General features: G+C 74.6%; 22 protein-coding genes. 10 read left to right on the top strand and 12 right to left on the bottom strand.

Annotated features, from left to right (window positions below; translation table 11 throughout):
• Positions 1-70: 70 nt before the first annotated feature.
• From ACZ3IG_RS06555 to ACZ3IG_RS06545, 3 genes are all read left to right on the top strand, one after another.
• Entirely contained in the window at positions 71-310 is a 240-nt protein-coding gene (locus ACZ3IG_RS06555) for a DUF5133 domain-containing protein (protein WP_437082332.1), read from the top strand.
• 162 nt (positions 311-472) lie between these two features.
• Positions 473-958, top strand: coding sequence for a hypothetical protein (locus ACZ3IG_RS06550; protein ID WP_467429619.1), 486 nt, complete (start codon positions 473-475; stop codon positions 956-958).
• A 104-nt stretch (positions 959-1062) separates the two neighbouring features.
• Positions 1063-1260: a hypothetical protein gene (locus ACZ3IG_RS06545; protein ID WP_467429618.1), complete on the top strand. Its 198-nt coding sequence runs from the start codon at positions 1063-1065 to the stop codon at positions 1258-1260.
• 26 nt (positions 1261-1286) lie between these two features.
• Here ACZ3IG_RS06545 and tgmB read toward each other — a convergent pair whose 3' ends face one another.
• From tgmB to ACZ3IG_RS06530, 3 genes are all read right to left on the bottom strand, one after another.
• Positions 1287-2282: an ATP-grasp ribosomal peptide maturase gene (gene tgmB / locus ACZ3IG_RS06540; protein ID WP_467429617.1), complete on the bottom strand. Its 996-nt coding sequence runs from the start codon at positions 2280-2282 to the stop codon at positions 1287-1289.
• A gap of 16 nt (positions 2283-2298) precedes the next feature.
• On the bottom strand, positions 2299-2490 hold the full coding sequence (tgmA, locus tag ACZ3IG_RS06535; RefSeq protein WP_215167000.1) for a putative ATP-grasp-modified RiPP: 192 nt from the start codon (positions 2488-2490) through the stop codon (positions 2299-2301).
• Positions 2491-2610: 120 nt separating this feature from the next.
• Entirely contained in the window at positions 2611-2898 is a 288-nt protein-coding gene (locus tag ACZ3IG_RS06530; RefSeq protein ID WP_467429615.1) for a YkvA family protein, read from the bottom strand.
• 241 nt (positions 2899-3139) lie between these two features.
• Here ACZ3IG_RS06530 and ACZ3IG_RS06525 point away from each other — a divergent pair, with 241 nt between their 5' ends.
• The gene (locus ACZ3IG_RS06525; RefSeq protein WP_467429613.1) at positions 3140-4549 is read left to right on the top strand and encodes a hypothetical protein; all 1410 of its coding nucleotides are present in this window, start codon (positions 3140-3142) and stop codon (positions 4547-4549) included.
• A gap of 365 nt (positions 4550-4914) precedes the next feature.
• Here ACZ3IG_RS06525 and ACZ3IG_RS06520 read toward each other — a convergent pair whose 3' ends face one another.
• The 4 genes from ACZ3IG_RS06520 to ACZ3IG_RS06505 form a co-directional block, all read right to left on the bottom strand.
• On the bottom strand, positions 4915-7044 hold the full coding sequence (locus tag ACZ3IG_RS06520) for a xanthine dehydrogenase family protein molybdopterin-binding subunit (RefSeq protein ID WP_467429612.1): 2130 nt from the start codon (positions 7042-7044) through the stop codon (positions 4915-4917).
• Between the two features lie 31 nt (positions 7045-7075).
• Positions 7076-8068 (bottom strand): FAD binding domain-containing protein, encoded by a 993-nt coding sequence (locus ACZ3IG_RS06515; protein ID WP_467429610.1) that lies wholly within the window; start codon positions 8066-8068, stop codon positions 7076-7078.
• Positions 8069-8617, bottom strand: a complete 549-nt coding sequence (locus tag ACZ3IG_RS06510) for a (2Fe-2S)-binding protein (protein WP_467429609.1) — start codon at positions 8615-8617, stop codon at positions 8069-8071.
• A 175-nt stretch (positions 8618-8792) separates the two neighbouring features.
• Positions 8793-9983 (bottom strand): hypothetical protein, encoded by a 1191-nt coding sequence (locus ACZ3IG_RS06505; RefSeq protein WP_467429607.1) that lies wholly within the window; start codon positions 9981-9983, stop codon positions 8793-8795.
• A gap of 196 nt (positions 9984-10179) precedes the next feature.
• Between ACZ3IG_RS06505 and ACZ3IG_RS06500 the strand changes: the two genes are divergently transcribed.
• A complete protein-coding gene (locus tag ACZ3IG_RS06500) occupies positions 10180-10974 on the top strand; it encodes an SDR family NAD(P)-dependent oxidoreductase (RefSeq protein ID WP_467429606.1) in 795 nt (264 codons plus the stop codon).
• A gap of 49 nt (positions 10975-11023) precedes the next feature.
• On the opposite strand, the gene ACZ3IG_RS06495 is transcribed toward ACZ3IG_RS06500, so the two are convergent.
• The gene (locus ACZ3IG_RS06495) at positions 11024-11371 is read right to left on the bottom strand and encodes a hypothetical protein (RefSeq protein WP_467429603.1); all 348 of its coding nucleotides are present in this window, start codon (positions 11369-11371) and stop codon (positions 11024-11026) included.
• A 38-nt stretch (positions 11372-11409) separates the two neighbouring features.
• On the bottom strand, positions 11410-12486 hold the full coding sequence (locus ACZ3IG_RS06490) for a YihY/virulence factor BrkB family protein (protein ID WP_467429602.1): 1077 nt from the start codon (positions 12484-12486) through the stop codon (positions 11410-11412).
• A gap of 238 nt (positions 12487-12724) precedes the next feature.
• Here ACZ3IG_RS06490 and ACZ3IG_RS06485 point away from each other — a divergent pair, with 238 nt between their 5' ends.
• The 4 genes from ACZ3IG_RS06485 to ACZ3IG_RS06470 are packed head-to-tail and all read left to right on the top strand — an operon-like array spanning position 12725 to position 14881.
• Positions 12725-13123, top strand: coding sequence for a hypothetical protein (locus ACZ3IG_RS06485; RefSeq protein ID WP_467429600.1), 399 nt, complete (start codon positions 12725-12727; stop codon positions 13121-13123).
• Positions 13120-13899, top strand: coding sequence for a hypothetical protein (locus ACZ3IG_RS06480; protein WP_467429599.1), 780 nt, complete (start codon positions 13120-13122; stop codon positions 13897-13899). Before ACZ3IG_RS06485 ends, ACZ3IG_RS06480 begins: the two co-directional genes overlap by 4 nt.
• 38 nt (positions 13900-13937) lie before the next feature.
• The gene (locus ACZ3IG_RS06475; protein ID WP_467429597.1) at positions 13938-14468 is read left to right on the top strand and encodes a roadblock/LC7 domain-containing protein; all 531 of its coding nucleotides are present in this window, start codon (positions 13938-13940) and stop codon (positions 14466-14468) included.
• A 38-nt stretch (positions 14469-14506) separates the two neighbouring features.
• Positions 14507-14881 carry a roadblock/LC7 domain-containing protein gene (locus ACZ3IG_RS06470; RefSeq protein WP_467429596.1) on the top strand — a complete coding sequence of 125 codons (375 nt, stop codon included), beginning with the start codon at positions 14507-14509 and terminating at the stop codon, positions 14879-14881.
• A gap of 138 nt (positions 14882-15019) precedes the next feature.
• Here the strand turns inward: ACZ3IG_RS06470 and ACZ3IG_RS06465 are convergent, their stop codons facing one another.
• Positions 15020-16273, bottom strand: a complete 1254-nt coding sequence (locus ACZ3IG_RS06465) for an AraC-like ligand-binding domain-containing protein (RefSeq protein ID WP_467429594.1) — start codon at positions 16271-16273, stop codon at positions 15020-15022.
• Positions 16274-16899: 626 nt separating this feature from the next.
• Entirely contained in the window at positions 16900-18264 is a 1365-nt protein-coding gene (locus tag ACZ3IG_RS06460) for an FAD-dependent oxidoreductase (RefSeq protein ID WP_467429592.1), read from the bottom strand.
• A gap of 145 nt (positions 18265-18409) precedes the next feature.
• Between ACZ3IG_RS06460 and ACZ3IG_RS06455 the strand changes: the two genes are divergently transcribed.
• The gene (locus ACZ3IG_RS06455; RefSeq protein WP_467429591.1) at positions 18410-19918 is read left to right on the top strand and encodes an MFS transporter; all 1509 of its coding nucleotides are present in this window, start codon (positions 18410-18412) and stop codon (positions 19916-19918) included.
• Positions 19919-19952: 34 nt separating this feature from the next.
• Here the strand turns inward: ACZ3IG_RS06455 and ACZ3IG_RS06450 are convergent, their stop codons facing one another.
• Positions 19953-20099, bottom strand: coding sequence for a hypothetical protein (locus ACZ3IG_RS06450; RefSeq protein ID WP_215167017.1), 147 nt, complete (start codon positions 20097-20099; stop codon positions 19953-19955).
• Between the last annotated feature and the right edge of the window lie 162 nt (positions 20100-20261).

Below are 20261 nucleotides of genomic sequence, written 5' to 3'. Positions count from 1 at the left end.
TGGCGTGCATGTTGCGAATGATTCGGCCGGGTCCGGGCAGGCGCAGTGAAAATCGAGAGAGGGGCGCTACGTGCTGGTACCGGACCCGAAGGTCGTCAGGGAGCTGTTGACGCGATACGCGGCACTGCGGATCGCGCAGGCGGAGCGGGAGCGGCCGGCGACGGCGCGCGAGCTGGCCGACGTCAGCTACACGTTGTGCGTGATGACGGGGACCACCGACATCCATGACGCGGTGGCGGCGGCGGACGCCCTGCTGCTCGCCCAGGCGGCCGAGCCGGACGAGGAGAGCGGCCTGTCGCTGGCCGTGTGACCCCGGGTGAGGTCCGCCGGGCCGGCCCTTTCCCCGGTGGACCGCCCCGGCACCTGGCGGGAATCCGTCGGAAGCTGTCATTCCCGCCCCTGTGCGATCACTCGACGGCTTCCTACCGTGGGGCTCCGAACCACGCCGATCACCCGCACCGGAGCCCGACCGATGACAAAGCTGTTCCTGTCCCTGCACGTCCTGGCCGCCATCGTCGCCATCGGTCCCGTCACGGTGGCCGCCAGCATGTTCCCGCCCGCGGTCCGCCGGGCGGCGCTGCCCGGAGGCGCAGGCGGCGGGGAGACCGGAGTGGCGGGCGGCCTGGGCACCGTACGGCTGCTGCACCGCGTGTGCCGCGTCTACGCGGGGCTCGGAATCGCCGTTCCCCTTCTCGGCTTCGTCACCGCCCAGGCGATGGGCGTGCTCGGTGACCCCTGGCTCATCGTCTCCGTCGTGCTGACCGCCGTCGCCGCCGGACTCCTCGTCGTTCTCGTCCTGCCCGGTCAGGAGGCCCTCCTGGAACGACTGACCGGCGGACAGGCCGTGGACCGCGCCGGCACCGTCCGGCTCGCCATGTTCACCGGCCTGTTCAACCTGCTCTGGGCCACCGTCACCGTCCTGATGATCGTCCGCCCGGGCTCCACGACCGGAGCCTGAGCCGGGGCGCGCCCGCGTCTTCGAGGGGCCGGTGCCGCGCCCGACTAGACTGCGCAGTCGCGCCTGGACCCCCAGGGGCGGACGACAGGAAGGCACGTTGACGGATGTTCCAGGATTCGCCCATCTACGACCGACTCGTCGCCGAATGCGGTGATGTCCCCACGGTGGTGCGGCGGGAGGCGGAGCGGGTGAGCAGGGAACTGGAGGCCGTCATGCGTCCGATGCTCTCCTCCGGCCGCGAACGGCCGCCGTCCCCGGGCAACGGCTGGCAGCGCACCGCCCTGCTGCCCGGCCCCAACTGACCGGCGGAGCCGGCCGGCCGCCGCGGTCAGCGCACCGCCGCGCCGGCGCCGCCCGCGCTCTCCTCGTCGTCGGCGGGCTCCGGCTCCCCGGCGCCGGGCCGGGCGAGCCACGCGGCGATGGTCCGCGCGATCGGCTGGCCGGTGTCCACCTCCACGAAGCCGAACTGCCCCGACTGGTTGCACTCCAGGAACCACCAGGTGCCGTCGCCGTCCTCGGCGAAGTCGAAGGCCCCGTAGGCCAGTTGGGCCTCCCGGACGTAGGCGAGGACGGCCGCCGCGACCCGCGGCGCCACCTCGGTGGGCCGCCACGGCTCGGTGGAGTCGTCGAAACGGACGTCCACCTCGGCCGAGTCCGCGGCGGTCGCCTTGCGCGCGGCCAGCAGCCGGTCGCCGACGGCGGTCAGCCGGATGTCGGCGCGCTTGGCCACCCGCCGTTGCAGCAGCGTGGGGCCGAAGGCGACCGCGGAGAAGTCCGTCTCGGGGGAGACCCGGCTGGTCGGCACCGCCCGCGGCGGGTCCTGCGGATGCGCGCCCGAGACGGGCTTGACCACCAGGTCCGGATAGCGCTCGGCGAACTCGCGGGCCGCGCGCGGGAACGTCGTGATCAGCGTGGCCGGCACCGGCAGCCCGCACCGCTGGGCGAGCCGCAGCTGCCAGGGTTTGTGCCGGGCCCGGCGGGCCGCGTCCGGATGGTTCATCCACCGCGCCCCGCAGCCGCGCAGCATGCCGTACAGGGCCTGCGCGGACTCCTCGGTCAGCCACCGCGACGGCGTGGCCGCCCGGGCGGCCGGGGTGCCCGGCCTGCGCACCCAGACGGAACGCAGCCCGCCGATGCTCACCAGCCGGCCCCCCGAGGACAGGTGCCCCCGGAAGGAGCCGTGGACGAACTCCCCGGACAGGGCGACGGAATCGGTCAGGTCGGCCGGGTCCAGGCGCACCACCGGCACGCCCGACTCGTTCAGGTGCACGACCACCATGTCCGCCGTGACGTCCTCTTCACAGGTCAGGATCAACACGGTCATCGAAGACGGTCCGTGTTCAGTCGTCGAAGTGGGTCTTCGAGCCCGCCGTGGAGGTAGTGGTCCCCAGCTCCCTCAGCAGCGCGTGGTCGCCGGCGGCCACGCGTCCGTCGCGGAGCACGTTCAACTGCAGTCCGGAGTCGTAGACGTACGGAGCGGCGAACTCCAACTCCCCTACGGGACGTGCGTAGTCGAGCGCGAACGGTTGCATCGTCTCTCCCTGGTCGGGTGCTGCGCCGATCAAGCGATGGGCCGCCTGTGCCGTCGCCTGGTCCGCCGACTTCCTTCGGCTTCCAGAGACTTATACGAATCGAACGGGTGAATGGTTTCCTTACTCTCCGTGGTCGCCACGCGGTTTCGCCAGGGAACCGCGAGCGGAACGCAGAGCCAGGAGCAGTACGCCCACGTCGTCCAGGTACACCGGATCGGGCACCAGGTCGGCGGGGAGTACGAGATAGAGGACGGCGCCCCAGAAGATCCAGCGCGGTCCGGTCGGCAGTCCGGCCCGGCGCAGCTCCCGCCGGGTCCGTACCAGCCGCACCAGCACCGTCACGGCCAGGGCCAGCACGACCGCCGCGAGCGACGCCGCCACGATCAGTACCGACGTGGTCGTGTCCACCCCCGCCCCCCTTCTCTCCGGTGCGCCGCGGCGCACGCGTCCCTCACCGGATTCCCCCGCACGGCGCGGATATGGCAGCCGGACGGGTGCTCCGCGTCACCCCTCATCCGCGCGGCTCATCCGCGCGGCTCACCCGAGTGGCAGACCGGTGCGGGGGCGCCTAGTAATGGTCACCACACAAGTCGCGCGTCGCATGTCGGGGACGCAGGAAGCGGCCGCATTCCTTCAGACGGAGAAGACCATGACCACCGGCTCTTCAACACCCCGCCCGAACGAGTACGCCATAGCCACCTCCGTGGACCTGCCGTCCGCGGAGACCACCAGCGGCACCGGAACCCACCCGGTGCGCCCGCCGGACGCCGCGCCCGGTCAGCAGCAGCCCGACGGCCCGTACGCCGACGACGCGTACGCAGGCCCCTCGTACGCCGATGACGCCCCGTACCCCGACGGCCCCCTCCCGGACGAGCCCTACGCCGACGAGGAACCGGCGTTCCAGGAGCCCCGGGGGTCCAGGGGGCCACGACAGCCCGCGGTGTCGGGGGAGCCCGGGGAGCCCGCGGAGTCCGGTGAACCCGTTCGGCGACGCCACGATCCGGCGGCGTACGGCGACCCGGTCGGCGACCTGGTGCGGGCGGCCGTGGCCGACCGGCCGCTGGAGGAGGTCGTCTCGCTCATCACGACGCTGGAGCGGTCACCGCAGTACGCCCAGGCCACCCTCGACGCCCTGCGCGCGGTCGGCGTCAGCCGGTCGGTGGAGGACGTCACCCGGCTGGTCGGCCTGCTGACCCGGCCGCCGCGCCACGCCGACAGCGCCGACGAGGCGATCCGCGCCGCGGCCGAGCACCGTCCGGTGGAGGAGGTGACCCGGCTGATGGCGCTGCTGCACCGCACCCCGCTGGAGCCGCACTGCGGGAAGGAGGCGGTCCGGGCCGCGGCCACCGGTCGGCCCGTCGAGGAACTCGTCCACCTGATCGGCCGCCTCACCGAAGAGCGCCCCGACCCGCTGGGCCAGCCCGGCGAGCAGCCGCCGGCCGACGCCGACGACCAACCGGGCGGCTCCGGGACCCCAGGCGGCGGTTCCCGGCACGGTGGCCTGGGCGCAGCGCTCACCGGCGTCGGCCGCAGGGGCCGCGAACGCGCCTGGAGCGCACGCCGGATCCGCACCACCGGCGCCCGCCGGGGAACGCCGGAGGACGCGGCCGAGCGCGCCGCGCGCCGGCCGGTGCCCGGGACGGCGTCGCTGACGAGCTGGCTGGCCGTGGTGGTGCTCGCCGGATGCGGGGTGGCGTACTTCCCCCTCCACACCGGCGGTGCCTCCGCCCGCGTCTACGCCGCCGCCTTCGCCCTGTCCGCGCTCTGCCTGCTGCTGGCCCTGGTGATGTCCGTGCGGCCCCGCGTGCCGGTGCTCGCCGCCGCGGTCGTGGGACCGGCGGCGCTGGCCGCCGCCCGGCTCTACGCCATGACGGCCGCGGAGTCCCGGCTGGACCGGCTCATGGACCTGGCCCTCGCCCCCGCCTGGCCGGCCGTCGCGGTCGCCGTGGCCGCGTCGCTGACGGCGCTGACCGCGCTGTGTGTACGGGCCGCCTCCCTGCTGCCCGGCAGCCGCTGGGCGGCCGGGCCCGCGGCCGGGGTGCGCGGCGCGACGGACTGATCGCCTCCCCGCCGCCCGCGACGGCACGGGCCCGGGCCGCCGACACGCGGCCCGGGCTCTTCGGACGCGGCCCGTCGTCCGCCGGACACGTTCCACCGTGCACGTCCACCGGAGCTGTCCACCGTGCACGTCCACCAGAGCTGTCCACCGTGCACGTCCACCGGACCTGCCCACCGTGCACGTCCACCGGAGCTGTCCGCCCCGCACGCCCACCGGAGCTGTCCGCCCCGCACGTCCACCGGAGCTGTCCACCGCGCACGTCCACCGGACCTGTCCATCGGACACGTCCACCGCACAACGGGCGCTGTGTCCGGCCCCCGGTCAGCCGTGTCCGCCGGGCGGTCAGCCGCCTCCGCCGGACATCGTCACCCGCCGAACGTGCCCGCCGGGGCCTCGTGGGCGAGCAGCCCGGTGAGCACCCGGTCCGGGGTCAGCGGCAGTTCGCGCAAACGGACGCCCGTGGCGTGGTGGACGGCGTTGCCGATCGCCGCCGCCGTGCCGACGATGCCGATCTCCCCGATCCCCTTGCTCCCCATCGGATTGAGATGGGCGTCCTCCTCGTCCACCCAGTGCGCCTCGATGTCCACGGCGTCGGCGTGGGCGGGCACGTGGTACGACGCCAGGTCGGACTCGGTGAAGTCACCGAACGCCGGGTCCATGTGGCTGTCCTCGGTCAGCGCCATGCCCAGCCCCATGGTCATGCCGCCGACGAACTGGGACCGCGCGGTACGGGCGTTCAGGATGCGCCCTGCGGCGTAGACGCCCAGCAGCCGCCGCGCCCGTACCTCACCGGTGACGGTGTCGACCGTGACCTCGGCGAAGTGCGCGCCGAAGGCGTGCCGGGAGTAGGCGCTCTCGGTCTCGGCCCGCCCGGTGGTGTCGGCGTGGGCGCCGATCCCCTCCGCGGGCACCGGGCCGGGCAGCTCGGCCAGCCGGTCCGCGAGCCGGACGCACGCGTCGTGCACGGCCCAGCCCCAGGAGGCGGTGCCGGAGGAGCCCCCGGCCAGCGAGGCCGCCGGCAGCTCGCTGCTGCCCACCTCGATCCGGACCCGCTCCAGCGGCACCCCGAGGGCGTCGGCGGCGATCTGCGCGAGCACCGTCCGCGCGCCCGTGCCGATGTCGGTGGCGTTGATCCGGACCAGGAAGCCGCCGTCGGGCATCGCCCGTACCGCCGCGGTGGACGGCGCGACCAGCACCGGGTAGGTGGCCGCGGCCACACCGGTGCCCACCAGCAGGGGGCCCTCCGCGCGGGCCCCCGGGCGCGGGTCGCGTGCCGCCCACCCGAACCGGCGGGCGCCCTCCCGCAGGCACTCGACCAGGTGCCGGCTGCTGAACGGCTTGCCGCTGTCGGGCTCCGACTCCGGCTCGTTGCGGATCCGCAGCTCCACCGGGTCCACGCCCAGTTCGGCGGCGAGTTCGTCCATCGCCGACTCCAGGGCGTACATGCCGGGGGCCTCGCCCGGCGCGCGCATCCAGGAAGGCGTGGGCACGTCCAGCGGTACCACGCGGTGGACGGTCCGGCTGTGCGGCGCCGCGTACATGATGCGGGCGGGTACGGCGGCCTGCTCCACGAACTCCTTGACGTGCGAGGTGTGGGTGGTCACCTCGTGCCCGAGCGAGGTGAGCCGGCCGTCCCGGCCGGCACCGAGGCGGAGCCGGTGCACGGTGGGCGCGCGGTGCCCGACCACGGCGGGCAGCAGACGGCGCGGGAACGCCACCGTGACCGTCCGGCCGGTGTGCCGTGCCGCCATCGCGGCGAGCACCACGTCCGGACGGGGCGTGCCCTTGGACCCGAAGCCGCCGCCGACGTGCTCGGCGGCGACGGTGATCCCCTCCTCCGGCACCTCGAACATCTGGGCGAGCATGGCGCGTACGACGGTGGTGCCCTGGCTGGAGGTGCGCACGGTGAGCCGGTCGCCGTCCCAGCGCGCGGTGCTCGCGTGCGGCTCCATCGGGTGGTTGTGCAGCGGCGGCACCCGGTACTCGGTGTCGATCCGCACCTCGGCGGCGGCGAAGGCGGCCTCCGGTTCGCCGCGCTCACGGACCGCCGGGTGACCGCCGTTGGCCTCCTCGGGCACGTAGGCACCGGGGTGCGACGGGGTGAGCGTGACGTCGTGCGGCTCCGTCTCGTAGGTGACGCGGACGGCGGCCGCGCCGGCCCGGGCCGCCTCCAGCGACTGGGCCACCACCAGCGCCACGGGCCAGCCCCGGTGCGGCACGCGCGGGCCCTGCAGCACGGCCAGCACCGGGTCGTCCGGTTCGGCGAGCCGCGGCGCGTTCTCATGGGTGAGCACCGCCAGTACGCCGGGCAGGGCGAGGGCGGGCACGGCGTCGACGCCGGTCACCCGGCCCCGCGCCACGGCGGCCGGTACGGGCCGGGCGTGCGCGCGGCCGGGCCCGTCGAACTCGGCGGCGTACCGGGCGGCGCCGGTGACCTTCTCCCGCCCTTCCCGGCGTTCGGCCCCGGCGCCCAGGACGGTCTCGGTGACGGTCATGGAGTACTCCTCGTGGATCGTGGACGCCGGTTCAGACGGGGGAGTGGGGCGCCAGCCGGCCCAGGACGTCGAGGGCGAGCCGGCGGGCGAGGGGGACCTTGTAGCCGTTGTCCCGCAGCGGCTCGGCGGCGGCCAGCTCCAGGTCGACGGCGTACTCGAACGCCGCCGCCGTGGGCGCCGCCCCCACCAGCGCGTCCTCGGCCCGCCGCGCCCGCCACGGCCGGTGCGCCAGCGCGCCGAAGGCCAGACCGACCCGCTCGACGACACCGTTCTCGCAGTGCAGCACGGCGGCGACGGAGGCGAGCGCGAAGGCGTACGACGCCCGGTCCCGGGCCTTGCGGTAACGCGACGGCAGCCCGCCCGTGGCCGCCGGCAGCACCACCGAGGTGATCAGCTCGCCCGGGTGGATCTCGGTGTCCTTCTCCGGATGCGCCCCGGGCAGCCGGTGGAAGTCGGCGGCCGGGACGCTCCGGGCGCCCTCCGGGCCGCGCAGCTCCACCCGGGCGTCGAGGGCGGCCAGCGCCACCGCCATGTCGGAGGGGTGGGTGGCGACGCACTGTTCGGAGTGGCCGAGCACCGCGTGGTCCCGGTGCACGCCCTGGAGCGCGCCGCAACCGGTGCCGGGCTCCCGCTTGTTGCAGGGTTTGGTCAGGTCCTGGAAGTAGGGGCAGCGGGTGCGCTGCAGCAGATTGCCGCCGGTGGTGGCGGCGTTGCGCAACTGCCCGGAGGCACCCGCCAGCAGCGCCTGCGACAGCGCGGGCCAGCGGTCGCGGACCGCGGGGTGCGCCGCGAGGTCGCTGTTGCGGACCATCGCCCCGACGCGCAGTCCCCCGTCGGGCAGTTCCTCCACGGTGTCCAGCGGGAGCCGGGTGACGTCGATGAGGGCGGCCGGCGCCTCGACGCCCAGCTTCATCAGGTCGACGAGGTTGGTGCCGCCGCCGAGATAGCGGGCGCCGGGCCGGGCGGCGAAGGCGTCGGTGGCCTCCTCGACGCTGGCGGCGCGGACGTAGGCGAAGGGCCGCACTCAGATCACGTCCTCGACGGCTTCGGCGATGCGCGGGTAGGCGCCGCACCGGCACAGATTGCCGCTCAGCCGCTCCTGGATCTCCGCCCGGTCCAGTGGCACGGGCCCGCCCGAGGGCGTCGCCGGGTCGGTGACGTGCGAGGGGTGACCGGCGGCGGCCTCGGCGAGGGCGCCGAGCGCGGAACAGATCTGGCCCGGCGTGCAGTACCCGCACTGGAAGGCGTCCCGGTCCAGGAACGCGCGCTGCAACGGGTGGAGTCCCTCCCCGTCGCCGCCGAGCCCCTCGACGGTGGTGACCTCCGAACCGTCCAGGGCCACGGCGAGCAGCAGGCAGCTGTTGACGCGCCGCCCGTCCACCAGGACCGTGCAGGCCCCGCACTGGCCGTGGTCGCACCCCTTCTTGGCCCCCGTGAGGCCGAGGTCCTCGCGCAGCAGGTCCAGCAGGACCCGGCGGTGGTCGACGGTGAGCGTGTGGGGTTTGCCGTTGACCCGGAGCGTGGTGTCCGAGTGCTCGACGGCGGTGACTGCGGTCGTGTGATGGCTGTCCATGGCGTCGGTGACCTTCCGGGACGGGCCGGTACGGCACGGCTGTGCAGTCCGCGTATCCAGGTTGTCCCGGCTGACACGTCACACGCAGTTCCCGGAGCCCGCCGGACACGGAGTTCCCGGAGCCCGCGCCGACGGCCGCGTCCCGGTGTCCGGCCGGACCGCCGGACCGGACCGCTCAGCGCCCCTCGGGCCGGGAACGACCGTCCGCGTCCGCGTCCGTCTTCCCGTCCCCGTCGGTCTTCCCCTCCCCGTCCGGCGTGCCGCTCTGTGGCGCGGCGGAGCGTGCCGCAGAGGCCGCCTTCAGGCGTTCCAGCCCGCGGGTCAGCGCGCGCAGCGGGGACGCGGGACGGGACTCGGACGGCTCGAGCCCGACGGCCGGGGGCGTCCCGGTGGACTCGCGGAGGGCGGCGAGCGCCTCGCCCGCGCTCTCGGCCGCCTCCCGGTACAGGTCCCGGGACCGCGTCATCGCCTCCAGCGCCTCGGCGTACATGGCCACCAGTCGGCGTTCCCGCTCCAGTTCCTCCCGCAGCGTCAGCAGCCGCCAGTCCTCCCGGAGCGCGGTGAGCGCCGCCTCGCCGCCGTCCGGCAGCGGCCTGGCCTGCGCGGCGAACCGCCGGACCGTGGCGATCAGCTCGGCGGGCTCCGAACCGTCGAGGAAGACGGTGCGCACGCCGAGGTCGCCGGGCTCGGGCGGGGCCGGGGTGCCGGGCAGCACCACCGCGCCGCCGCGCGGCACCTGGACGCCGAACTCCTCCAGGGCCCAGTTCACCACCCGCAACTGCTGCGGCGCGGCGCGGTGCTCGATCACGCGGTGGCGCAGGCTCGGCGGCAGCCACCGCACCAGCGGCACCCGGCCGCGGTGGTCGGGGGTCATCGCCTCGTGGACGACGACGTGGATCATCCAGGCGTCGCGTCCGGCGTCCCGCAGCAGCCGCCGTACGGCCTTGTCGTCCTCCGGCAGCGTGTTCAGGCCCCGCAGCCGCAGGCCGGTGGCGGCGTCGCGGTCCCAGGTGACGTCCGGGTCGTCCGGCCAGAACATCCCGGCGGGGGAGGGCCAGCCCTGGTCCCAGTGCTCCTCGGCCTCCGCGAGCAGCGTCCACTCCTGGGAGCCGGCCGAGCCGGCCCCCAGGGTCAGCCGGGCCCGGACGGTGACGTCCCCGGCCACCCGCCAGCGGGCCTCGAAGATGTGTTCGCCACTGTCCCCGTCGTCCTGCGGCAGTTCGTGGAAGTCGTCGATGACGCCGTCGTCCTTGTGCTGCCGCAGGGTGCGCAGCAGGACGTCCCGGGCGGCGGTTCCGACGTGGCGGCCGCGCGCCGGCCACACGGTCGGCGGGGTCGTGGGGCGATCGGTCGAAGAGGTCGGCATGAGTCCATCTGAAGGGCGGGGGCACGTGCGCAGGCCCAGTATCGTCGCCGCGGGCCGCCGTGGATCACCCGGGGTACGCCGACGCGCCGGGGCGTGCGGCCGGCCGGGGGTGCGGACGGGCGAGGTGGCGTGGAACCCGGCCGGCGGTGGGCACACGCACAGCGGACGACCGTACGGCACCCGAAGGAGCGACCTGATGAAACTCGACCTCGACGGACGGACCGCGCTGGTGACCGGATCCTCCCAGGGCATCGGCGCGGCGATCGCCGCCGGGCTGGCCCGCGCCGGCGCCCGGGTGGGCGTCAACGGGCGCGACGCCGGACGCCTGGACAAGAGCGTCGCCGCGCTGCGGGAGCGGGTGCCGGACGGCGAGTTCGTACCGGTGGCGGCCGACCTGGGCACCGAGGAGGGCGCGGACCGGGCGGTCGAGGCGCTGCCCGACGTCGACATCCTCGTCAACAACCTCGGCGTTTTCGGCGCCGCGCCCGCGCTGGAGATCAGCGACGACGAGTGGCGCCGCTACTTCGAGATCAACGTCCTCGCGGGCGTCCGGCTCACCCGCGCCCACCTCCCCGGGATGCGGGACCGGGGGTGGGGGCGGGTGCTGTACATCGCGAGCGACTCGGCCGTCGTCGTCCCGGCCGAGATGATCCACTACGGCATGACCAAGACGGCGCTGCTCGCGGTCTCCCGCGGCTTCGCCAAGGAGGCCGCCGGCAGCGGTGTCACGGTGAACTCGGTGATCGCCGGGCCCACCCGCACCGAGGGCGTCGAGGACTTCGTGTACCAGCTGGTCGACCGCGACCTGCCCTGGGACGAGGCCCAGCGCGTCTTCATGCGCGAGCACCGCCCGCAGTCGCTGATCCAGCGGCTGATCGAGCCGGAGGAGATCGCCAACCTGGTGGTGTACCTCAGTTCGCCCCAGGCGTCCGCCACGACCGGCGCGGCGGTCCGCGTCGACGGCGGGTACGTCGACTCCATCCTGCCGTGACAGCCGTGACAGCCGTGACAGCCGTGACAGCCGTGACAGCCCGGATCGGCTACTCGCGGTCCGTGCCGCCGCCGCGGTTCGGGCGGTCCGGGTGCGGCTCCCGGCCGCCGACGATGTCGGTGACGCCGGACTCGTCGGCGGTGTCGGCGTGCGGCCGGGGGCTGCTCCGGCCGCCGCCGGGCTGGCCGCCGCCGGTGGTGCCGTAGCCGCCCGGCACGCCGGGGACGCGGTCCGCGTCGGCCTCCTCGCGGCTGATGTGCCGGGTGGCCCGCACATGGGGGCGCCGCTCGGGGGTGGTCTGGCTGAACGGGCGGGACGCGGCGCGCCGCTGCTCCGACTCCGCGGAGACGGCCTCGTCCCGGTGCTCGGGTTCGGGGGTCCTGCGCTGATCGGTCATGCCGTCCGCGTACCCGTCCGGGCCCGGGCCATAGCGGTTCACTCCCGTGGATCCGCTGGACCCGCGCGCCGCCGGTCGGCCTCGTCCCAGGCCTGGGTGTCGCGCGGCTCGACGTACGGCTCCCGGTCGGCGGGATGGCCGCCGTCGATGACGCGCTGCCGGGCCAGCTCGGCGTCGAACTCCAGGCCCAGCAGGATGGCCAGGTTGGTCACCCACAGCCAGACCAGGAAGATGATCACGCCGGCCAGGGTCCCGTAGGTCTTGTTGTACGAGGCGAAGTTCGCCACGTAGAACGCGAACCCGGCGGAGGCGACCAGCCAGATCAGCAGGGCCACCAGACTGCCCGGCGTGATCCAGCGGAAGCCGCGCACCCGCGCGTTCGGGGTCGCCCAGTACAGGATCGCGATCATGAGGATCACCAGCAGGACCAGGACCGGCCACTTGGCGATCGACCAGACCGTCACCGCGGTGTCGCCCATGCCCAGCGCGGTGCCCGCCTGCTCGGCCAGCGAGCCGGTGAACACCACGATCAGCGCACTGGCCACGGCCAGCACCAGCAGCACCACGGTCAGGATCACCCGCAGCGGCAGCACCTTCCACACCGGGCGTCCCTCGGGGACGTCGTAGACCGCGTTGGCCGAGCGGATGAAGGCGGCCACGTAGCCGGACGCCGACCAGATGGCGCCGGCCAGGCCGACCACCGCCAGCACCGAGCCCAGGCCGGCCTGGCCCTGCAACTGCCGGATCGCGTCGGACAGGATGTCCCGCGCCGATCCCGGGGCCAGCTTCTGTACGTTGTCCAGGACCTCCTGGGTGGCCGACCGCCCGGCGATGCCGAGCAGCGAGACCAGCACCAGCAGGGCCGGGAACAGGGACAGGATCCCGTAGTAGGTGAGGGCGGCGGCGCGGTCGGTGAGCTCGTCGTCCTTGAACTCCTTCACCACCCGCCGCAGCAGCGCCGACCAGGAGCGCTTCGGCAACTCGGTGGGGGAGTCCGGCGCGGCGCGCTCGGTGGCGTTGTCCGGACCGAAGTCCTCGCCGGCGCCCCGCGCGGCGGGGGCACCGTCCTGACCTGCTGTGTGTTTCCCGCGGTGGGGCATGTGGATTCGGGCCATGGAGCCCGAGTAGCCCGTCCGGCACCGGACACGCATCCGGGTCCGCGGCGAGGCGGGCCCGTCCGCGTTCCCGCCACGTCCCGACCGCCGACGCGGGTCGTGAACGGCCGTGGACGTCGCAGTATGACGTACCGGCCGCACGTTCCTCTGGAAAATGCCAAAGCCTCCACCCGACGCGCGCACTTTCCGTAGTGTCCCCGTCACGTTGACGGTGCGGCCGTGCGGGAGGGGTTTCGGCGTGCCCGGAATAGACGAGAGCCTGCTGGAGGCGATGCGCCTGCCCGGCGCGCGCGGGGCGTGGCTGGTCGACTGGATCAGCGGACTGGCCCTGGGCGCGGTGGGCGAGGCGCCGGGCGGCGACGCGGAGGCGACGGCCGCGGTGACCGCGGAGCTGGCCCGGCACGCCGCGGAGAGCGGTGCGCTGGCGCCGGGCGGCCCGGACGGCGCGGACGGCGGGACGTCCCCCGTCGAGGACATGATCGTCACGACGGGGGACGCGTACCACCTGATCCGGTTCGTCAGCACCCCCTTCGACAGCACCGTGTTCCTGCACCTGTGGCTGGACCGCAACGACGGGAACCTGGCCCTGGCCCGCATCCGGCTGGGCGAGATGGCGGGGCGGCTGGTGCTCGGATGACGACGACCTGGGCCGCGTACGACACCACCTCGGCGGCGCTGGGCGCACTGGCCGCCGAGGGGGCCACCGGCGCCCTGACCGGCGAGCGGGGCGTCTTCTACCTCTCGGCGGGCCGGGTGACGCACGTCGAGTCCGCGCACACCCCCGACCTCGGCGTCCTGCTGGTCCGCGGCGGGGCCCTCACCGAGGACGGCTGGTGGGAGGCGATCGACCGGGACGGCGCCCGGCACCGGGTGGGCCGCCGGCTGGTGGACGACGGGCGCCTCGCCGCCGGCGCGCTGGAGCTGTGTCACCTGGGCGCGCTGTTCGACGCCGCCTACTTCGCCTTGGCCCACGACGGGCGCGCGCACCGCTTCCGGCCGGGCGCCGGACACTGGCTCGGCGTGGTCCGCCCGGTCCCGGTGGACACCGTGGTCCGTGAGTCGCGGCGCCGCCGCGACCTGCTGCACGGCATATGGCCCGACCCCCTCGTCGACGTCGCCCCGCTCGCGCGCGCGGCCGGCGCGGACCCCGCCGGTCTGCCGCCCCGGCGCGGACGGGTCCTCGCCCTGGTCGACGGCGTCCGCACCGCCGCCGCCATCGCGGAGGCCCTCGCCTGCCGTACGTACCACACCCTCGTCGAACTGCGCCGCCTGGCCGCCGACGGACTCGTCACCACCGCCCCGCGCGTCCCCGCGCAGGACAGCAGGGCCGCCCCCGATCCGTACGGGGCCGCCTGGGACGACCCCGACGCCGCCCTGCTGCGACGGCTCCGAGACGCCTTGGAGGCCCTGTGATCCGCGCGCGTCGCCAGCGTGCCGAAAGGAGACTGCTCATGGCCGTCGAGAGCGACGTCCTGGCCGAACTGCACCGTCTGCGCCACCACGTGCCCCAGCTCACCGGCTCCCTCGCGGCCACCGTCGACGGACTGGTCCTCGCCCACGACGCGCCGGGCACCGAACCGGAGGGCCTCGCCGCGCTCACCGCCGCCGCCCTCGGTGTCGCCCACCGCACGGCGGACGCCACCGGCCGCGGCGACTTCCGCGAACTGCTGCTGCGCGGCGCCGAGGGTTACGTCGCCACCTACGCGGCCGGTCCGGCCGCCGTCCTCACCCTGCTCGCCGGGGGCCGCGTCAACGTGGGCCGGCTGCACCTGGAGGGCCGGCGCAGCGGCGCGCGGATCGGCGACCTGGTCGCCGGCCACACCCGTGCCGCCCATGCCGACGGGGACCGGTCCGGTGCCGGTGGACCCGCCGTGGCCCCCGCCGGCCTCGCCCGCCCCATCGGCACCCTGCCGGTGCGCACCCCGCAGCGGCCCGCCCATCCGCCCCGTCCCCAGGCCGGCGGTCAGCGCCGGCCGACCTGAACCGACCCGATCGATCACATCCGGAAGGAAATCGGCTCATGGCCAACCTGGAAACCTCGCTCAAGGAATGCCTCAGCGTCATCGACGGGGCCTCGGCCGCCGCGCTCGTCGACTACACGAGCGGCATGGCGCTCGGCACCCTGGGCGGCACCAAGGACTTCAACCTGGAGGTCGCCGCCGCCGGCAACACCGACGTCGTGCGGGCGAAGCTGCGCACGATGGAACTCCTCGGCCTGAAGGAGGAGATCGAGGACATCCTGATCACGCTCAGCAGCCAGTACCACCTGATCCGCCTGCTCAAGGGGCGCGGCGGCAACGGCCTCTTCCTCTACCTGGTGCTCGACGCGAGCCGGGCGAACCTGGCGATGGCCCGCCACCAGTTGCGCCGCATCGAGACCGAACTGGAGGTCTGAACCGGCTCGGGCCGGCGACCGCGCGGTCGCCGGCCCGTCGGCGCGACGCGCCGGAAACAGGGCGCCGCCACGGGTTCCCCCTGCCCGGAGCGGCCGGCCCGCGACCCAGCATGCCCAGGACGGCCGCCCGCGGCCTTGTCATCGCGCGCGGGACTGTTGATGATCCGCGCGCCCCTCCTGGCGCACCGCGTTCCGGTACTCCCGCGGCGGCATCCCGTAGGCGGCCCGGAACAGGCGGCTGAAGTGCGCCGGGTCGGTGAACCCCCAGCGGGCGGCGACGGCCCGCACCGGACGCGCGCCCAGGCGCGGGTCGGCCAGGTCGAGGCGGCAGCGCTCCAGCCGGCGGGCGCGCACCCAGGCGGCCGGCGACTCCTCCGCCTGGGCGAACAACTGCTGCAGCGTGCGCAGGGAGATGTGGTGGGCGTCCGCGATCGTCCGGGGCGTCAGCTCCGGGTCGGCGAGATGCCGCTCGACGAACTGGTCGATCCGCATCCGCAGGGCACGCCGCCGGGCCTCGGGGGTCAGCGCCCCCTGGGCTTCCGGTGACCGCGCGAGCGTGGACGCCAGCAGGTCCAGGGTGACCGAGGCGAGGGCGGGGGCGTCCGCCGGGGTGAACTCGGCGGCGCGCGCGGTGAGATCGGTGAGCCAGGAGACCAGCATCCCGCCCATGCCGTGACGTCCGTCGACCGGGACGGCGAGCAGGTCCCGCACCGTCCGCTCCGGCAGCGGCAGCAGCCCGCGGGCGAACTGCACGGTCAGATGCGACCAACTGCCCGGATCGGCCCGGACATCGCCCTGATAGGGACTGCTGCTGTCCATCAGCACCAGGTCACCGGTCCGCAGCGCCGTTTCGCTCCGGCCCAGGCGGACGGTCCCGTGTCCGTCGATGAAGCAGTTGGTCTGATACATCTCGGGATCGGACTGCCGTACCAGTTTCGCCGTCCGTGCGATGCCCAGATGCGGGTAGGCCAGGGCGGACACCTGTACGTCGCCCAGGTCGAGGAGCAGCATCCGGGCGCGGAAGTCGTCCTGGTCGTCGCTGCGCATCAGGTTGCGCATGTGCGACCGCGCCGTGGTCTCCTCCCACAGGGCGAACCGCTCCGGCGCCGCCACCGTCTCCGTGCTGAACTCCGTCACCAGCATGTGCCGCCCTCCCCCTCCACGCCCCTCGTTGCGCAGTCTCGCACGGGCCCCCGGGGCCATGTCCCGTCCAGGACGGGGAAGCAGGTCCGGCACGAAGCCGACGACAGCGGCCCGTGTGCGGCGCTGGTCCTCGCGCTCGTCTCCGGCACGGCGGGATGCGGGGCGGGAGGGGGCGGTGACGGCCTGCCGGACGCGCGGACAGCGCTGCCGGTGCCGGCCGGCGGCGACCTCGTCATCACCACGGACCACGGGGTGACCCTGCGCCCCGGCGCGGGCGACGAGGCCGGCGTGGACGACCGGGCCGGCCACCGCTGGGCCCGCCGGGACGACACCACGGTGCTCGATCTGGACTGCGCGGAACGCGCGGAACGGGACGGACGGTGTCCGCGGATGCCCCGGGTGGCCTTACCCGACGGCGTCTCCGTCACCGTCCGCGCGCGGCGGTGCCGTGGCGCGGGCGAGGGTCACGTCGCCGTTCACCGTCCCGGCGCGGACCGTCCCGGCGCGCAGCGCGTCGGCGCGGACCGAGCCGTTGCGGGGTGGCCGGCCGTACGGCGCCGTCGTCCGGCCGGCGTCGGCGGGACCACGGTCGACGGCTCCGTCCGTCTCGCCCTGCCGGCCGACGCGCCCGCCTACCGGGTCAGGGCGGCCACCGACAACGGCGGCACCTCGGTCGACGTGCCCGCCGCCCGCGGCACGGCCAGCCGCACGATCCGGCTCACCGCGGTCGACGGCGACGTCACCGCAGCGCGCGACCGGCCCCCGGGCCCTCGCCACGGGCGGCCGCCCCCGCCGCACGCGACCGACCCCCGGAAGCCGGGCTTCCGGGGGTCGGACCGGTCACGCGGGACGCGGGAGCGCGGTCACGCGGTCGCTCAGGCACCGCTCCAGCGGAGCATGTCCTCGCGCTCGACGTACTTGACGCGCTCGCGGCCCTGCGGCTCGCCCTGCGCCTTCTCCGCCGCGTCCAGCTTGTACCAGCCCTCCCAGGTGGTGAACCGGACGCCCCGCTCGGCCAGGAAGGCGTCGACGGCCTCCGGGCCGGGCGCGTAGGGCGTGTGCAGCCGCTCGTTGGCGAAGTCGTCCAGCAGGCTGGCCACGGTCTCGTTGGCATCGCCCTTGGTGTGGCCGATCAGACCGATCGGGCCGCGCCGGATCCAGCCGGTGACGTACGTCGACTTCAGGTGCTCGCCGGACTCCTCGATGACCCGCCCGGCCTGGTCCGGGACCGTGCCGGAGTCGATGTCCCAGGGCAGCTTGGGCAGCTTGTCCGACAGGTAGCCCACCGCGCGGTAGACGGCCTGGACGTCCCAGTCGGTGAACTTGCCGGTGCCCTTGACGTTGCCGGTGCCGTCCAGCTCGGTGCGCTCGGTGCGCAGGCCGACGACCTTCCCGTCCTCGCCGAGGATCTCGGCCGGCGACTCGAAGAAGTGCAGGAACAGCTTGTGCGGCCGGTCGCCGACGTCGCGGATCGCCCAGTTCTCCAGGGTCTTGGCGACCATGTCGGCCTGCTTGTTGCCGCGCCGGGTGGCGATCGAGCCGTCGTCGTAGTCGATGTCCTCGGGGTCGACGATGACCTCGATGTTGGGGGAGTGGTCCAGCTCCCGCAGCTCCATCGGGCTGAACTTCGCCTGCGCCGGGCCGCGGCGGCCGAAGACGTGGACCTCCAGCGCCTTGTTGGCCTTCAGGCCCTCGTAGACGTTCGGGGGTATCTCGGTGGGCAGCAGCTCGTCCGCGGTCTTGGCGAGGACGCGGGCGATGTCCAGGGCGACGTTGCCGACGCCGAGCACGGCGACCTTCTCGGCCTGAAGCGGCCAGGTGCGCGGGAAGTCCGGGTTGCCGTCGTACCAGGCGACGAATTCGGCGGCGCCGTAGGAACCGTCCAGCTCGACGCCGGGGATCGACAGGTCGCGGTCGGCCGTGGCACCCGTGGCGAAGATCACACCGTCGTAGAAGGTGCGCAGATCGTCCAGGCTGATGTCGGTCGGGTAGTCCACGTTCCCGAAGAGGCGGATCTGCGGCTTGTCCAGCACCTGGTGCAGGGCCGTGATGATGCCCTTGATCCGCGGGTGGTCGGGAGCGACGCCGTAGCGGATGAGCCCGAACGGAGCGGGCATGCGCTCGAAGATGTCGATGGACACGCCGGGCTCGGCGGCCACTTCGGACTTGAGCAGGGCGTCGGCGGCGTAGATTCCGGCGGGACCGGATCCGACGATGGCTACCCGCAGAGGGCGGGGCATGTGCGGTTTCCCTTCGAGCGGTGACAGATCGACTCGACGGGAAGCCTAAGCTAAGGGGACCCTAAGTCGGTACGCGGGTCCGGTCTATGGGCCCATAAGGCCCGCTTATGAGTCCCTTACGGGTTGTTTGGACCGCCCCGGTTCGGTGACCGGTGACGCAGACACCAAGGCGGAGACCGGACCGGTGGAGGGAGTCCCCGTGAACGATCCGAACCGCTGGCGGGCGTTGTGGGCCACCCTGGTCGCCGGGTTCATGACCCTGCTGGACGTCACGATCGTCGCCGTGGCCCTGCCGTCCATGCAGCGGGAACTGGACGCCTCCGTCGCGTCCGTGCAGTGGGTCGTCTCCGGATACGCGCTGGCGTTCGCCCTGACCCTGGTGACCGCAGGACGGCTGGGCGACGCCTTCGGCAGGCGGCGGGTCTTCCTGATCGCCCTGGCCGCCTTCGTGGTGTGCAGCGCCGCGGCGGGCGCCGCGCCCACGGTGACCCTGCTCGTCGTCGCCCGGCTCGCGCAGGGCGTGGCCGCCGGCACCCTGTCGCCGCAGAACACCGCCCTGATCCAGCAGCTGTTCCGGGGCGCCGAGCGCGGCCGGGCCTTCGGGCTCTTCGGCGCCACCGTCGGCGTCTCCAGCGCCGTCGGGCCGGTGGTGGGCGGCCTGATCCTCGCCCTCGCCGACGGCGCCGACGGCTGGCGCTGGATCTTCTACGTCAACGTGCCGGTCGGGCTGGTCGCCCTGGTGCTCGGCTGGCGGCTGCTGCCCCGGGTGGCCCCCGGACGCCGGGGCCGCCTCGACCCGGTGGGAGTGGCACTGCTGGGCATCGGCATCCTCGCGGTGATGCTGCCGCTGGTGCTGGCGGAGGCCGGCGGGCTGGGCAGCCTGTGGTGGCTGTTCCCGGTGGGGCTGGGAATTCTCGTGGGCTTCGTGGGGTGGGAGCGCCGGGTCGCGGCCCGGGACGGCGATCCGCTGCTCGACCCCCGGCTGTTCACGTCGACCCGCGGCTACGCCACCGGCGCGAGCCTGGCCACCCTGTACTTCGTCGGCTTCAGCGGCGTCTGGCTGGTCTTCGCGCTGTTCTTCCAGAACGGGCTGGGCTACTCACCGCTCGGCTCGGGCCTCGCGGTGACGCCGTTCGCGGCCGGCTCCGCCGGTGCCGCCGCCGTGGCGGGGCGCCTGGTGGGCCGTTTCGGGCGACTGCTGACCGTCTGCGGACTGGTCGCCGTCATGGCCGGGCTGGGCGGTACGGCACTGGTGCTGTGGCTGGCGCCCGCTGACTCCGCCGCCTTCGTCGCCGCCCCGCTGCTGTTCCTCGGCGGCCTCGGCAGCGGCTGCGTCATCTCCCCGAACGTCACCATGACGCTGCGCGACGTCCCGGTCCGCATGGCCGGCGCGGCGGGCGGTGCCATGCAGACGGGGCAGCGGCTCGGCGGGGCCGTGGGCACGGCCGCGCTGCCCGGCCTGTTCTACCTGGTGCTGACCAGCACCCACGACAACTACCGTGACGCCGTGGCGCTCTCCGTCGGCAGCGGCGTCGCCTTCATGCTGTGCGCGCTGGCCGTCGCCGTCGCGGACTGGCGGCGGGACCGTGCCGGCCGGGACCGGCACGGCCCGGCGGAAATGGCCCACGGCCACAGCCACGCGGCCCCTGGCTGATCCGGCCGGTCCGGCCGGCCGGATCAGCCAGGACTCAATGGCGCTTCCCGAACCGGCGCAGCAGCCCCTGGGCCTGCGCCCGGCGGCGGGGGTCCGCGGCGGCCCGGCGCACCTGCTCCGCCGTCCGGCGCCCCTGCGGACTGCGCGCGTACCGCTTGATCCTCTCCAGCAGTGCGGCCATCACGTTCCTCCTGTGGTCTTCCCGGCGGGCTGGATGCCCGCGCAGAACCCGCCTACCCGTCCCGGCCCCGCTCTCACCCGGCGGCCCGGCGGCGTTTCCCGGCCGGGAAGCGGGAAACCCGGAGGGTTCCCGGAGGATCCGCGACCGATGAGAGCGCAGAGG

Source organism: Streptomyces sp. NPDC016677, from assembly GCF_055562815.1.
Note: the sequence above shows the minus strand (reverse complement) of the source record. Positions and strands in the feature narration are given on the sequence as shown.